Genomic DNA, 13,437 nt, shown 5'->3' with positions numbered 1-13,437 from the left:
CTCAGAGCGACTTGACCAGCAGCTCGAAGGCGAGGTCGTTGCGGAGCGGAACGCCGAAGCGCTCGTCACCGTAGGGGAAGGGGCTCATCTCGCCGGTGCGCCGGTAACCGCGGCGCACGTAGTAGGCGATGAGCTCCTCCCGTACGTGCACCACCGTCATCCGCATCTCCTTGGCGCCCCACGTCTCGCGGGCGCGGCGCTCGGCCTCGGCCAGGATCTCCTTGCCGAGGCCACCGCCCTGGAGACCGGGGCGGACCGCGAACATCCCGAAGTAGACGTGGTCGTCCCGGTGTTCGAGTTGGCAGCAGGCGACGAGCTGGCCCGCGCGCTCGACGACGAGCAGGACCCCGTCCGGGGCGGCGATGACGGCGCGGACGCCGTCCGGGTCGGTGCGCTGCCCGTCCAGGTAGTCCGCCTCGGTGGTCCAGCCGGCCCGGCTCGCGTCCCCGCGGTAGGCGGACTCGACGAGTTCCACCAGTTCCGACACGTCCGCCTCGACGGCGCTTCGGAAACTCAGGGCGGCGTGCTGGGCGGTCGACATCGGGCGCTCCGTTCAGTGCGGCGGCATATGACATGCCGGGAAGGCAGGGAGAGCGTATCCCGGAGCCGCGTGAGGGTGGTGTGAGAGGGGCATCTCTCCCCGTGACGCCGACGAACCGGGAGGTTCCGCCGTGCACGGTTCCGCCTCTTCCCTCACCACTTCCGTCTCCTCCTGGCTACTGGTGCTGCTGTGCGCGGTGAGCGGTGCGTACTGCCTGCGGCGGGCGCGGGGGTCGGACGGAGCCGCCGCGGAGGCGGTGATGGGATTCGGGATGGCCCTGATGGCCGTGCCCCTCGGCGGGCTTGGCGACGGGTGGCGGGCGACCGTGCTGGGCGTGGTCTTCTGCGGCGCGGCCCTGCACGCCCTGTGGCTGCTGCGGGGCGGACCGCACCACGCGCACCATCTGGTGGGCTCGCTGACGATGGTCTACATGGTCCTGCTGGCCGGGCCCGCGTCGGAGCACGGGCAGGAGCACTCCCAGGCGGCCGGGCCGCCCCTGCTGACGGGCGCGCTGCTCCTCTACTACGCCGGGTACGTGGTGCTCGGCGGCACCCGGCTGATCACCGCCGGCGACACCGTGTCCCCGCGACCGATCGCCGAGCGGGGCGGACCCACCGAACTCGTCCGCGCCTGCCGACTCGCCATGGGAATGGGGATGTTGGCCATGCTGCTCACGATGTGACGGCGGCGCCGGACGTGTCCTGCGTCACCAATGGCCCGAGGGCGTACCCGCAGGTAGCCCCTCGCTCATAGGCTGGCGACCATGATGGTCCCCGCCGTTCTCCTGTTGCTCGGCGCCCTGACCGCGGTGCTCGCCCCCCGTCTGCTGGCCCGGGCCCGATGGCCCGAGCGCGAGCCGGTCGTCGCGCTGTGGGTCTGGCAGTGCGTGGTCGGCGCCGTGCTCCTGTGCTTCGGGCTGTCGATGCTGCTGAGCGCGGCGGCCGCCTGGCAGGAGGTCCGGGGCCGGCTGTTCGCCTCCGCCCCGCGCGGGGTGGTCGACGCCTACGCCCTGGGCGCGGCCGGCGGGCCCTGGGCCGCCGCCACCGCGCTCGTGTTGGCGGGCGGCGGGCTGTGGACCGGGGCGATGCTGACCGGTGAGGTGCTGCGGGCGCGGGCCCGACGGCGCGCGCAGGGCAGCGAACTGCTGGTGCGGGCCCCGCTGCTGCCCGGGGAGGACCCCACGGGCGCGCGGCTCGTCGTTCTGGAGGGTCCCCGGCCGGACGCCTGGTGGCTGCCGGGAGCGGCCCCGCAGCTGGTGATCACGACGGCGGCGCTGGGCCGGCTCAAGGGCAGCCAGCTGGACGCGGTGCTGGCGCACGAGCAGGGTCACGCGGCGGCCCGACACGACTGGCTGCTGAACTGTTCGCGGGCGCTGGCCCGGGGCTTCCCGCAGGTTCCGGTCTTCGCGGCGTTCGAGGCGGAGATGCACCGGCTGGTGGAGATGGCCGCCGACGACGTGGCCTCCCGGCGGTTCGGCCGGCTGACGATCGCGCTCGCGCTGGTCGGACTCAACGAGGACCGGGGGGTGTTCGCGGCTTCCTCGCCCGAGCACGCCCACGTTCCGCAGCGGGTGCGCAGGCTGCTGTCGGCGACGCCCCGGCTCTCCCCCGGCCGCCGGCTGCGGCTGACGGCGCTGGCCACGCTGGTCCCGGCGATCCCGCTGCTGGTGGCCTTCGTACCGGGGCTGAGCGCCCTGGCCTGAGCCGTCCGCCGCGGATCCTGACCCCGGGCAGCGTCCGCCGCGGATCCTGCGCCTGAGCGAGGGCGCCTCCGCGGACGTCCCGGGACGGCCCCCGCCCGCCACCCGTACGGTCGACATCTCGCACACGAGGACGGCTGCACGGCTGTCCCCGCCGCTCCCGGCACGGCTCCGTACCGGCCTGGTCAGGGCCAGTACGCGCCGTGCGAGGGCAAGGCGGCGCCGCAACTCGGCCGGAGCGCGGCCCACTTCGCACGGGTGGCGGTCGACGGACCGCACGCCCGGCGCTGCCCGGGGCCGCCGGGCGGGCGACGGTGCGAGGATCTCGGTATGCGGAACGATCACTTTCGGTGGACGGGCATCGGCTGCGCCCTGCTCGCGGCGGTCCTGACGGCGCTGGTGGTCGCGCAGTGGCGGCCGCTGCTCGCCCACGACGAGCGGGTGGCCCGTGATCTCCACGCCCACGCCGTCACCCACCCCGGGGTCACGCACCTGATGCAGGTGCTGAGCGACTGGGTGTGGGATCCCTGGACCATGCGGGCACTGGCGGCGCTCGCCTGCGCGCTGTTGTGGTGGCGGGGCGATCGGGGGCGGGCGCTGCGGGTGGCCCTGGCGACCCTGGCGGCCTCGGCGCTACAGCAGGGGCTGAAGGCTCTGGTGGGGCGGGAGCGTCCGGTGTGGCCAGATCCGGTGGACTCGGCGCAGTACGCGGCCTACCCGTCCGGCCACGCCATGACGGCGACGGTGGTGTGCGGACTGCTGCTGTGGCTGCTCCCCCGCCCGGCCCCGGGCCGGGTCCGGGTCGCCTGGGTGGTCGCCGCCTGGGCGGTGGCCGTGGTCTCGGTGCTCGGGGTCGGCTTCACCCGCGTGTACCTCGGGGTGCACTGGTCGTCGGACGTGCTGGCGGGCTGGCTCCTGGGAGTGGCCCTGGTGGCTCTCGCGACGTCCGGGCCCGTCCGCGAACGCGGTTGCGACCCGGTGGAACGGTGAGGGTACGGCGTGCCTGCCCTGGATGATCCCCCGTGTCACCCAGAGCAGGCGACCCCGTGCGCTGAGTATATTGGCCAGGAGCCAGTCAACGCAGGAGTAAGCATGTCCCCGCGCAGCGCATCGGTCAATGAAGAATTGCGCAGACGTTCCCGGGAGCGGCTGCTGCAGTCCACGGTCGAACTCGTGGCCGAGCACGGCTACGAGGCCACGACGCTCGGCGACATCGCCGACCGGGCGGGCACGGCACGCGGCCTGGTCTCGTACTACTTCCCGGGCAAAAGGCAGTTGTTGCAGTCCGCGGTGCACCGGCTGATGTACCTCACCCTGCACGCCGCGCTGGAGCGGGAGCCCCGCAGCGAGTGCGGGCGCGAGAGGCTCGCGCGTGCCGTCGACGCGGTCCTGGGGCTCGCCCGGGACGAACCCCTGCTGATGCGCACGCACATGGCGGGCATCCTCACGGCCGAGGGCTTCGTGCAGTGCCCCGAGCAGCAACGGCTGGCGGAGCTGCTGCGGGACACCGTCGTGCGGTACGGCTCGGCGGACCCGGACGCGGACTATCCGCTGCTGCGGGCCCGGCTGATGGGCGCGGTCGTGGCGGTCCTGCTGCCCGGCGCCCCGATGCCGGCGCAGCGGCTGCGGGCGGATCTGTTCCAGCGCTACGGGCTGGACTGGGGGCTCGGCGTTCCGCCGGACGGCGGGCCGCCCGGCGGAACGCCTCCCTCACCCCCTTCGCACCCGCCGCACCCCTGAGGTCAGTGGTACTCGGGCTGGGTCTGCACGTTGAGCCGGTCCATCCGGACCCGCTTGGCGCTGTCGGTACGCCGGTCGTCGAGCCGCAGCACGTCGAGGCCCTTGACGATGTCGTTCGAGTAGACGTGCCCGTTGTAGTAGTACGCCGACCAGGACCCGCCGAGTCCGAGCTGGTCCGTCGTCAGCGGTCCGCGCTCGAAGTAGGCGATCTCCCTGGGCCGGGCGGAGTCGGTGAACTCCCATACGGAGACGCCGCCCTGGTACCAGGCCTGCACCATGATGTCGCGGCCGCCGCCGACCGGGACCAGCGAACCGTTGTGGGCCACGCAGTTCTCGGTGTCGGCCTGGTGGCGCGGGATCTTGAAGTAGCTGCGGAAGGCGAGTTTGCGCTGGTCCCCGCGGCCGGTGATGTCGTAGATCCCGTCGGCGCCGCGGTCGGGACCGGTGGCCTCGTTGCAGGTGGCGCCGCCACCGCCGCCGAGTTCGTCGGTGAACACCACCTTGTTCGCGCGCTCGTTGAAGGTGGCCGAGTGCCAGAACGCGAAGTTCACGTTGTCCTGGACGCGGTCGATGACCCTCGGCTGCTCGGGCTCGCTGATATCGAAGAGGATGCCGTCACCCATGCAGGCGCCGGCGGCCAGGTCCTTCGACGGCAGCACGGTGATGTCGTGGCAGCCGGTGGTCTTGGAGACGCCGGGGTGGGTGGGCTCGCCCGGGTTGCCGCCGTCGGGGAAGAGGACGGGGAAGGCGACGACCGCGGCCTTCGTCGGTGCCTTCTTCGGGACCTTCACGACCGAGATGCCGTCGTGCGGCGGCTTGCAGTCGGGGAAGGCCTCGTTCGGGGAGTACGAGGCGACGTAGAGGTAGATGTCGCGGTCGCCCGGCACCAGGGTGTGGGTGTGTGAACCGCAGGCGGTCTCGACGGACTTGACGTACTTGGGGTTCTTCTTGTCCTTGATGTCGAAGATCTTGATGCCCTCCCACGAGGACTTCTCCGTGGCGGGCTGCGGGACGCTGTTGCAGGAGTCGTCGCTGCGCGAGGAGTCGGTGGAGAGGAAGAGCAGGTCGCCGTGGACGGAGACGTCGTTCTGACCGCCGGGGCAGAGCACCTGGGTGACGGTCTTCGGCGCCTTCGGGTTCGCGATGTCGTAGATGGTGAAGCCGCTGTAGCTGCCCGCGTAGGCGTACCTGCCCTGGAAGGCCAGGTCGGTGTTGATCCCCGTGGGGTCGCTGCTGGGGATGTTGGCCACGTGCTTGACGTTGGCGCTGTGCACGATCTCGTCCTGGCCGGGGATGTCGCCCGGGGCTTGCTCCCGGCCCTCGGCGGGGCCGGCGCCGTGCTGGTGCGCGCTGGCGGGCGCCAAGTCGCCCGGGTCGGGGGTCGCGGCCGCCGGTCCGGCCGCCAGGAGCGTGGCGAGGAGTCCGGCCGCGGCGACGGCCACCCCCACCCTCCTGTTCCGCACCCGGCTGGTGTGTAGCGAGGTCACTGTGCCCTCCCTTGAGAGTCCGATCGGTTCCGCCCGCGAGGGAGCAGAACCAGGACCCCGGAAGTATCTTCCTTTCATGGACATGGCAAAAGACCCAGGGGTTGGACGCCGGGCCTTACCGGCGCCGCCCGTCCGGTTCACCGCAGTGCTGGCGGCCGCCGCCGGCCTCCTGCTGACGCTCTCCGGCTGCCAGGGGGACCGCGGTACGGACCGGGCCGACGACGGACGGGCCACGGTCGTCGCGCCGGGCCGGCCGGGCGAGGCGGCCCGCCGCCTCACCCCCGAAGAGGCCGCGAAGGCGAAGCCCGACGACAGCCCGAACGCCGCCGACCACGCCTACGTCTCCCGCATGATCGAACACCACCGGCAGGCCCTGACGATGAGCGCGCTGGCACCGGAGCGGGCCGCGGCGGACGCGGTCAAACGGCTGGCGGAACGGATCACGGCGGCCCAGAAGCCCGAAATCGGCGCGATGGAGAAGTGGTTGGCCCGCCACCCCGCCACGACCACGCCCGCAGCACCGGCCGCGCCCGGGGCCCCGGCCACGCCCGCGGCCCCGGCGGCGGGTCACGACCACGGCGCGATGCCGGGCATGGCGACCGAGCAGCAGCTGGCGGAACTGGCCGCGGCCGGGGGGACCGACTTCGACCGGCTCTTCCTGAAGCTGATGACCGCCCACCACGAGGGCGCCGTGAAGATGGCGGGCGAGGCGCTCGCGGGCGGGAACAACGTGGCGGTGGAGGAGATGGCCACCGAGGTGGTGGCCACGCAGAGCGCCGAGATCCACCGGATGCGCACGATGGGCTGACTCCGCGGGGGGCCGGTGTCATGCTGGGACCACCTGCGGGAGGAGCTCCGCCGTGCTTCGTGTCGCCGTCGTCGGATCGGGCCCCAGCGGGGTCTACGCGGCCCAGACCCTGGTGCAGCAGCGCGAAGTGCCCGGGGTGCGGGTGGACGTGCTCGACCGGCTCCCCGCCCCCTACGGGCTCGTCCGGTACGGGGTCGCCCCGGACCACGAGAAGATCAAGTCGCTCCAGGGCAACCTGCGCACCGTGCTGGAGGACGAGCGGATCCGCTTCCTCGGCAACGTCGAGGTCGGCGGGGAGGCGCTGCCCACGAGCCGGCTGCTGGAGCTGTACCACGCGGTGGTGTACTGCGTGGGCGCGGCCCGCGACCGGATGCTGGGGATCCCCGGCGAGGAGCTGACCGGGGTGCACTCCGCCACGGCCTTCGTGTCCTGGTACAGCGGGCACCCGGACGCCGCCGCCGAGGCCTTCGACCTGCCCGGCGTGGATGCGGCGGTGGTCGTCGGGGCCGGCAACGTCGCGGTGGACGTGACGCGGATCCTGGCCCGGGGCCGGGCCGAACTGGAACCGACGGACATGCCGCAGCCGGCCCTCGGCGCGCTGGCGCAGAGCGGGGTGCGCGCGGTGGCGATGGTGGCCCGGCGCGGTCCCTCGCAGGGCAAGTTCACCACCAAGGAGCTGCGTGAACTGGGCACGCTGCCGGGCGTGGACAGCTGGGCCGATCCGGCCGAGCTGACCCTCGACCCCGTGTACGCCGACCCGGGGGCGGCCGCCGCCCTGCCGGCGGTGGCGCGGCGGAACCTGGAGGTGCTGCGGGGCTGGGCCGGGGAGGCCCCGGGCGAGGGGCCGCGCCGGATCGCGCTGCGGTTCTACCTGCGCCCGGTGGAGATCCTGGGCGGGCCGGACGGCCGGGTCACCGGGGTGCGTTTCGAGCGCACCGCCCCGGACGGCCGGGGCGGGGTGATCGGGACGGGCGCCCACGAGGACATCGAGGCGCAGTTGGTGCTGCGCTCGGTCGGGTACCGGGGCGTTCCGCTCGCCGGGCTGCCCTTCGACCCGGCGAAGGGCACGGTCCCGCATGCGGCGGGCCGGGTGCTGCGCGCGGGCCGGGCCTCGGTCGGCGAGTACGTGGCGGGCTGGATCAAGCGCGGCCCGACCGGGGTGATCGGCACGAACCGGCCCTGCGCCAAGGAGACCGTGTCCTCGCTGCTCCAGGACGCGGGGGCACTGGCCCGGCGCGAGCTCCTCGGGGACCCGCTGGACGCCCTGCGGGCGGCGGGCCTGCACGCGGTGGAGTGGCCGGGCTGGCTGGCCATCGAGGCGGCCGAAGTCGAGCTGGGGCGCTCCCTGGGTCGTCGCTCGGTGAAGATCCCCGACTGGACCGGCCTGCTGGCCGCGGCCGGCTCGAGCGGGGCGTAGGCCGTCCCTCCCCGGCGTCGCCCCTGCCGGGATTCCGTGGCCGCGGGGCGGGGCTCCTGCGGCGCCCCCGACCTCGTGCCGCGTGGGACTGCCGGCCGTCGGCCACCGCCCTCGCGGAGGTGCTTCCGGGTGGTCGTCCGGCCGCGATGCCCTCGTGCGGGGAGTGTCGCCGGGCCCGCCCGCGCGCGGGGGCCGATCATGTCGCGGGAGCGAAGCCCCGGAGCAGCATGCGGATGGAGTGTCATGGCATCGAACGGATTCCGCCGGTCACGGGACGGGTGGCGGCCCTGGGTCCTCACCATGGGGGTGACGGCGCTGCTGGTGGCGACGTCCTCGTACGCGGCGGCGGCCGGGGCGGGCACGGCGGTCCGGACCCAGTCCGGCATCGCGCACCAGGCTCCCGGGGGTGCCGCCCGGTGCCCGGACCACACCGCGGCCGGCGGCCACCGGGGGTGGTGCCCCCCGCCCCGCTGCGAGGCGGGGCCTCCCGGCTGCGAGGGCCCCGGTGAGCCGCTCGGTGACGTCACGGTGATCAAGGAGGACGGGCTGACCGGCGACCCCCTGGCCGGCGCCGTGTTCGCGCTCTGGGAGGAGACCAACGGCATCCCGGGACTCCAGACCACCGGCAGCGACCCGGACTCCCCGATCGGCGCCTCCTGCACCACCTCGGCCGACGGCACGTGCACCCGCACCCTGCCGACCGGCGTCTACTACTGGCAGGAGACCCAGGCCCCGCCCGGTTACGACCTGCCCCTGAACCCGGTGTTCGGCCCACTGGTACTGACGGCGGAGAACATCGCCGAAGGCGTGACGGTGACCGCCGAGAACACGCCCACGCCCGTGTGACCGCCCGTGCCGTCGCCCGAGCCGCCCCTCTCGGAGCTCTCTGCCGAACTCATCGCCCATATGGAGGAGAACGGGAGGGACATCGAGGTCACCACGGGCGACATCGGCTCGCAGGAGTGGGGGATGAACCCGCGGGCACAGCGCGCCGGCGACGTCGTGCTCACGCGGCTGGTCTTCGGCAGGCCAACGACTGGGCCGGCACCGTGTTCGACTGCATCCCGGCCGACGAAATGCTGGGCCACTACTGAGCCCGTCCCCGGGCGTCTCAGCCGGTCCAGACCGTGTGGGTCATCTCGATCTGCCAGCCGTCGCCGAGCTCTTGGCACAGGGCGGCGAAGGCGGTGTCCGCCTGTCGGCGGAACAGCTGCCACTCCTCGAGCGGCCACGGCGACGGGGCCGGCGGGTCGTCCCAGTCGATCGACGACTGGTACCACGCGCACAGCCGCACCAGTTCGGTCCGGGTCTGCGCACTGATCGGCAGCCGGTCCAACTCGCAGGGGGAGCCGTACGGGCCGTCCAGGTCCGCGGCGGCCGGCCACAGCGGGGTGTGCGGGACGCCGGCTTCGAAGAAGAACCGCAGACGGGGCAAGACACCCCCTAGACGGCGAGCCGGGCGGCCTCGGCCGCGGCCGCTGCGAGGACGCTGTCGAGGAGGCCCGGGAAGAGCGCCTCCAGTTCCTCCCGGCGCAGGGCGTTGAGCTTGGTGGTGCCGCGGTAGGCCTGGCGTACGACGCCGCTCTCGCGCAGGACGCGGAAGTGGTGGGTGGTCGTGGACTTGGTGACCGGCAGGTCGAAGTACGAGCAGGCCAGGTCCTCGGCCGAGGCGGCCAGGTCCAGGACGATGGACAGCCGGACCGGGTCGGAGAGCGCGTGCAGCACGCCTTCCAGGCGGATCTCGTCCGCCTCGGGGTGGGCGAGGGTGCGGGAGGTGTCCCGTTCCGTCATGTCCCTGCTCCACTCACTCGATCGGTCCGCTCGGATGGTGCGCGTCCCCATCGTACGAGAGTCGTCGAAGGAGTCGGGCGGGGCGTCGAACCCGGAGGTACGGCTCCGGAGCCGGCGGCCCCGGAGCCCTACCCGCGTCACCAGGAGCGGTGGTACTGCTCGGGGGTACGGATCTCCCCGCCCAGCTCCTTGGCCGCGCGACGGGCCCAGTACGGGTCGCGCAGCAGTTCCCGGCCCAGCAGGACGGCGTCGGCCTCCCCGTTGGCGAGGATCTTCTCGGCCTGCTCCGGTTCGGTGATGAGGCCGACGGCGGCCACGGGGAGGGCGGTCCCGGCCTTGACCCGGGCCGCGAAGGGGACCTGGAAGCCGGGGCCGACGGGGATCTGCGCGTGCGGCGCGAGGCCGCCGGTGGAGACGTCGAGCAGGTCCACTCCGTGCTCCAGCAGCAGGTCCGCCAGCCGGACCGTCTCGTCGGCGGTCCAACCCTCCTCCTCCAGCCAGTCGGTGGCGGAGATCCGGAAGAGGAGCGGGAGCTCCTCGGGCCACACCGCCCGTACGGCGTCCACGACTTCGAGGGCGAAGCGGGTGCGGTTGGCGAAGGAGCCGCCGTACTCGTCGGTGCGCCTGTTGCTGTGCGGGGAGAGGAACTCGCCGATGAGGTAGCCGTGGGCGCCGTGGATCTCGACGACCTCGTAGCCCGCGGCCAGCGAGCGCTCGGCGGCGGCCGCGAACTGGCGGGTGATCTCCCGGATCTCCTCGACCGTCAGCTCGTGCGGCACCGGGTGGTCCGCGGAGAACGGCAGCGGGCTCGGGGCGACCGGCTGCCAGCCGTGCTCCTCGGGCCCGACCGGCCGCCCGCCCTTCCAGGTGCGGTCGGTGGAGGCCTTGCGGCCGGCGTGCGCGATCTGGATGCCGGGGACGGCGCCCCGGGCCTTGACGAAGGAGGTGATCCGGCGGAGCGCCTCGACCTGGGTGTCGTTCCAGATGCCGAGGTCGTAGGGGGAGATCCGGCCTTCCGGGGAGACCGCGGTGGCCTCCTGGATGATCAGCCCGGTACCGCCGGCGGCACGAGCGGCGTAGTGCGCGAAGTGCCAGTCGCCGGCCACGCCCGCGTTCGGGCCGAACGCCTCGGCGCTGTACTGGCACATCGGGGCCATCCACACCCGGTTCGGGATGGTGACGGTACGGAGCGTGTAGGGCGCGAACAGGGCGGCGAAGGCGGCGGGTGCAGCACTCATCAAACTCTCCAGATACGACCGGGCATGCCGGGGATCGACTAAGTACGAGAGACACCGTACTACGAATTCCCTCGTACTACGAGATCTCTCGTACAAGCTCGTCGAGTTCTGCCCGCAGCGCCCCGGCCAGGGCCGCCAGGTCCGGGACGGCCGCCGCGTCGGCGACCAGTCCGTAGTGGACCGTCCCCTTGTACGTGGAGACCGCGACGGCCAGCGACTGCCCCCGGGCCAGCGGCGCGAGCGGGTACACCTCACGGACCGGGCTGCCGCCGAGGGTGAAGGTGAAGCTCGGCAGCGGCACGCTGGTGACCAGGATGTCGAAGAGCAGCCGGGCGGCCTGGGCCACGAGCGGGCCGCCGAGCCGGTGGCCGAGCGGATGGACGTGATCGGCGAGCAGGGCGACGGCCCCGGCGCCGCGGGCGGGTCCGGCGTCCTTGTTGCGGTCCATGGCGACGCGCACGCTGTCCAGGCGGCGCAGCGGATCGGATTCGGCGAGCGGCAGCCGGAGCAGGTAACCGGAGAGCCGGTTCCCGGCGCCCCCCGAACCGCCGGGTCCGCGGCGGCGGGACACCGGGATCAGGGCGCGCGGTCCCGCACCCCAGGGTTCGGGATCGCCCCGCTCCGCCAGCCAGCGCCGCAGTGCGCCCGCGACCAAGGCGATCAGGACGTCGTTGACGGTACCGCCGGCGCCCTTGCGGACGAGGTTGACCTCGTCCAGGTCGAGCGCGAGTCCGGCGACCGCACGGGCGCCCGAGCCGGTGGAGTCCGTAGTGAGGGCCGCCGGCACCCCGAGCGGCAGTCCGGCGCGGGCCACGGCCGCGCCGATCTCCAGGGCCTGGCCGACGTCCTGGACCCGGGCCGCCAGGACTCCGGGGAGCCGGCGCAGGACGGAGCCGCCCCGCTGCTCGGGGACCGGGCGCGCCGGTGGCCGCGGGGCCGTCGCCTCGTCGAACAGGGTGGCCGCGAGGGCCAGCGCCCCCATGCCGTCGGCGAGGGCGTGGTGGAACTTGAAGAGCACCGCGAAGGAGTCCGGATCGGGCCCGGCCAGTACGTGCGCCTCCCACGGGGGCAGCGCCCGGTCCAGCGGCCGGGCCATCAGCGGTCCGGCGGCGGCGTGCGGGACGGCCTCGTCGGTACGGACGAGGAACACGTGCCGGGCCGGGTCGAAGCCGGGGTCCGGTGACCAGGCTGCCGCGCCGAACGGCAGCAGCACGTCGCGGATCCGGCGGCGCAGGCGCGGGACGGCCGCGCAGCGGGCGGTGAGCAGGTGCGCGGCCCGTTCCGCGGCGCCGGGCCCACGGGCGCGGAAGACGGCGAGGGCACCCAGGTGCATGGGGTGGTCGGCGGATTCGATCCGCCAGAAGGCGAGGTCGAGCGGGGACAGGTGCTCGGTGGCCACATACGTCCTCTCGCGTGCGGCGGCAGTGACCTGAAGTCAATCCATTGCGGACACCCGCATGCAAGCAACAATCATTTCCGCGCGGTAAATGATCGGTATTGATCTGCTCATCCGCAGCCCCGCACCGTCCGCCGGGTCACTGTCACCGGACAGGTGCAGACTGGCCGAAAAGATACCCTGCAAGGTACGCCCGGCGAGGGCGACGAGGTCCGGAGGTGCCGGCCATGGCCGACGCAGTGCTGCTCGTGGGAACCCGCAAGGGACTCTTCATCGGCCGTCGCCGGGACGGGGCGCCCTGGGAGTTCGAGGGGCCCCATTTCAACGCCCAGGCCGTCTACGCGGTCGCCGTCGACCGCCGGGGTCCGGCGCCCCGGCTCCTGGTCGGCGGGGACAGCTCACACTGGGGGCCGTCCGTCTTCAGTTCCGACGACCTCGGGGCGACCTGGCGGGAGCCCGCCGCGCCCGCCGTGAGGTTCCCCCAGGACACGGGGGCCTCCCTGGAGCGGGTCTGGCAGCTGCAACCGGCCGGCCCCGAGGCACCCGACGTGGTGTACGCGGGGACGGAGCCGGCCGCGCTGTTCCGCTCGACCGACCGGGGCGACTCCTTCGAACTGGTCCGCCCGCTGTGGGAGCACCCGAGCCGCGGGAAGTGGGTACCGGGTGGCGGCGGCGAGGGCCTGCACACGGTGATCACCGACCCGCGCGACCCGGACGCCGTGACGGTGGCCGTGTCCACCGCCGGGGTGTTCCGGACCCGGGACGGCGGTGCCAGCTGGGCGCCGTCCAACGAGGGGGTCTCGGCGGTGTTCCTGCCGGACCCGCACCCCGAATTCGGCCAGTGCGTGCACAAGATCGCCCGGGACGCCGGGGACACGGACCGGCTGTACCTGCAGAACCACTGGGGCGTGTACCGCAGTGACGACGCGGGCGGCCGGTGGACCGACATCGGCGGCGGGCTGCCCTCCGACTTCGGCTTCGCGGTCGCGGCCCACCCGCACCGGCCGGACACCGCCTACGTCTTCCCGCTCAACGCCGACTCCGACCGGGTCCCGGCCGAGCACCGGTGCCGGGTCTTCCGCACCCGGGACGCGGGCGCCACCTGGGAGCCGCTGGCGCGCGGGCTCCCGGCCGGGGACCACTACGGCACGGTGCTCCGGGACGCCCTGTGCACCGACGACGCGAACCCTGCGGGCATCTACTTCGGCAACCGCAACGGCGAGGTGTACGCCAGCCACGACGACGGCGACAGCTGGCACCTGCTCGCCGAGCACCTGCCCGACGTCCTGTGCGTGCGGGCGGCCGCGTTCGGCCAGTAGA

Annotated in this window: 14 protein-coding genes; 8 read left to right on the top strand and 6 right to left on the bottom strand. The window is 73.7% G+C overall.

Going from position 1 to position 13,437, the window contains the following annotated elements:
- Position 1 precedes the first annotated feature (1 nt).
- Entirely contained in the window at positions 2–541 is a 540-nt protein-coding gene (locus tag OG594_RS17390; RefSeq protein ID WP_266599825.1) for a GNAT family N-acetyltransferase, read from the bottom strand.
- A 130-nt stretch (positions 542–671) separates the two neighbouring features.
- Here OG594_RS17390 and OG594_RS17385 point away from each other — a divergent pair, with 130 nt between their 5' ends.
- From OG594_RS17385 to OG594_RS17370, 4 genes are all read left to right on the top strand, one after another.
- Positions 672–1,223, top strand: a complete 552-nt coding sequence (locus OG594_RS17385; RefSeq protein WP_266599823.1) for a DUF5134 domain-containing protein — start codon at positions 672–674, stop codon at positions 1,221–1,223.
- Between the two features lie 81 nt (positions 1,224–1,304).
- On the top strand, positions 1,305–2,243 hold the full coding sequence (locus tag OG594_RS17380) for a M56 family metallopeptidase (RefSeq protein WP_266599821.1): 939 nt from the start codon (positions 1,305–1,307) through the stop codon (positions 2,241–2,243).
- Between the two features lie 327 nt (positions 2,244–2,570).
- Positions 2,571–3,230, top strand: a complete 660-nt coding sequence (locus OG594_RS17375; RefSeq protein ID WP_266599819.1) for a phosphatase PAP2 family protein — start codon at positions 2,571–2,573, stop codon at positions 3,228–3,230.
- 102 nt (positions 3,231–3,332) lie between these two features.
- Positions 3,333–3,980, top strand: a complete 648-nt coding sequence (locus OG594_RS17370; RefSeq protein WP_266599817.1) for a TetR/AcrR family transcriptional regulator — start codon at positions 3,333–3,335, stop codon at positions 3,978–3,980.
- A gap of 2 nt (positions 3,981–3,982) precedes the next feature.
- On the opposite strand, the gene OG594_RS17365 is transcribed toward OG594_RS17370, so the two are convergent.
- A complete protein-coding gene (locus OG594_RS17365; protein WP_266599815.1) occupies positions 3,983–5,467 on the bottom strand; it encodes an LVIVD repeat-containing protein in 1,485 nt (494 codons plus the stop codon).
- A gap of 82 nt (positions 5,468–5,549) precedes the next feature.
- Here OG594_RS17365 and OG594_RS17360 point away from each other — a divergent pair, with 82 nt between their 5' ends.
- The 3 genes from OG594_RS17360 (at position 5,550) to OG594_RS17350 (ending at position 8,538) form a co-directional block, all read left to right on the top strand.
- Complete coding sequence (locus tag OG594_RS17360; protein WP_266602991.1) at positions 5,550–6,275, top strand: DUF305 domain-containing protein; 726 nt, start codon at positions 5,550–5,552, stop codon at positions 6,273–6,275.
- Positions 6,276–6,327: 52 nt separating this feature from the next.
- Positions 6,328–7,692: an FAD-dependent oxidoreductase gene (locus OG594_RS17355; protein WP_266599813.1), complete on the top strand. Its 1,365-nt coding sequence runs from the start codon at positions 6,328–6,330 to the stop codon at positions 7,690–7,692.
- A gap of 243 nt (positions 7,693–7,935) precedes the next feature.
- Positions 7,936–8,538, top strand: coding sequence for a prealbumin-like fold domain-containing protein (locus tag OG594_RS17350; protein WP_266599811.1), 603 nt, complete (start codon positions 7,936–7,938; stop codon positions 8,536–8,538).
- Between the two features lie 265 nt (positions 8,539–8,803).
- Here OG594_RS17350 and OG594_RS17345 read toward each other — a convergent pair whose 3' ends face one another.
- The 4 genes from OG594_RS17345 to OG594_RS17330 all read right to left on the bottom strand — a co-directional run bounded on the left by OG594_RS17345 (position 8,804) and on the right by OG594_RS17330 (position 12,120).
- Positions 8,804–9,127, bottom strand: coding sequence for a hypothetical protein (locus OG594_RS17345; protein WP_266599809.1), 324 nt, complete (start codon positions 9,125–9,127; stop codon positions 8,804–8,806).
- Between the two features lie 8 nt (positions 9,128–9,135).
- Positions 9,136–9,483 carry a helix-turn-helix transcriptional regulator gene (locus OG594_RS17340; protein WP_266599807.1) on the bottom strand — a complete coding sequence of 116 codons (348 nt, stop codon included), beginning with the start codon at positions 9,481–9,483 and terminating at the stop codon, positions 9,136–9,138.
- 137 nt (positions 9,484–9,620) lie between these two features.
- A complete protein-coding gene (locus tag OG594_RS17335; protein ID WP_266599805.1) occupies positions 9,621–10,721 on the bottom strand; it encodes an NADH:flavin oxidoreductase/NADH oxidase in 1,101 nt (366 codons plus the stop codon).
- A gap of 76 nt (positions 10,722–10,797) precedes the next feature.
- Positions 10,798–12,120 (bottom strand): wax ester/triacylglycerol synthase family O-acyltransferase, encoded by a 1,323-nt coding sequence (locus tag OG594_RS17330; RefSeq protein ID WP_266599803.1) that lies wholly within the window; start codon positions 12,118–12,120, stop codon positions 10,798–10,800.
- A gap of 224 nt (positions 12,121–12,344) precedes the next feature.
- Between OG594_RS17330 and OG594_RS17325 the strand changes: the two genes are divergently transcribed.
- Positions 12,345–13,436, top strand: coding sequence for an exo-alpha-sialidase (locus OG594_RS17325; protein WP_266599801.1), 1,092 nt, complete (start codon positions 12,345–12,347; stop codon positions 13,434–13,436).
- Position 13,437: the final 1 nt, after the last annotated feature.

It is taken from the genome of Streptomyces sp. NBC_01214, assembly GCF_026340975.1.
Taxonomy (GTDB): Bacteria; Actinomycetota; Actinomycetes; order Streptomycetales; family Streptomycetaceae; genus Streptomyces.
This window is presented reverse-complemented; position numbering and strand designations above follow the sequence as displayed.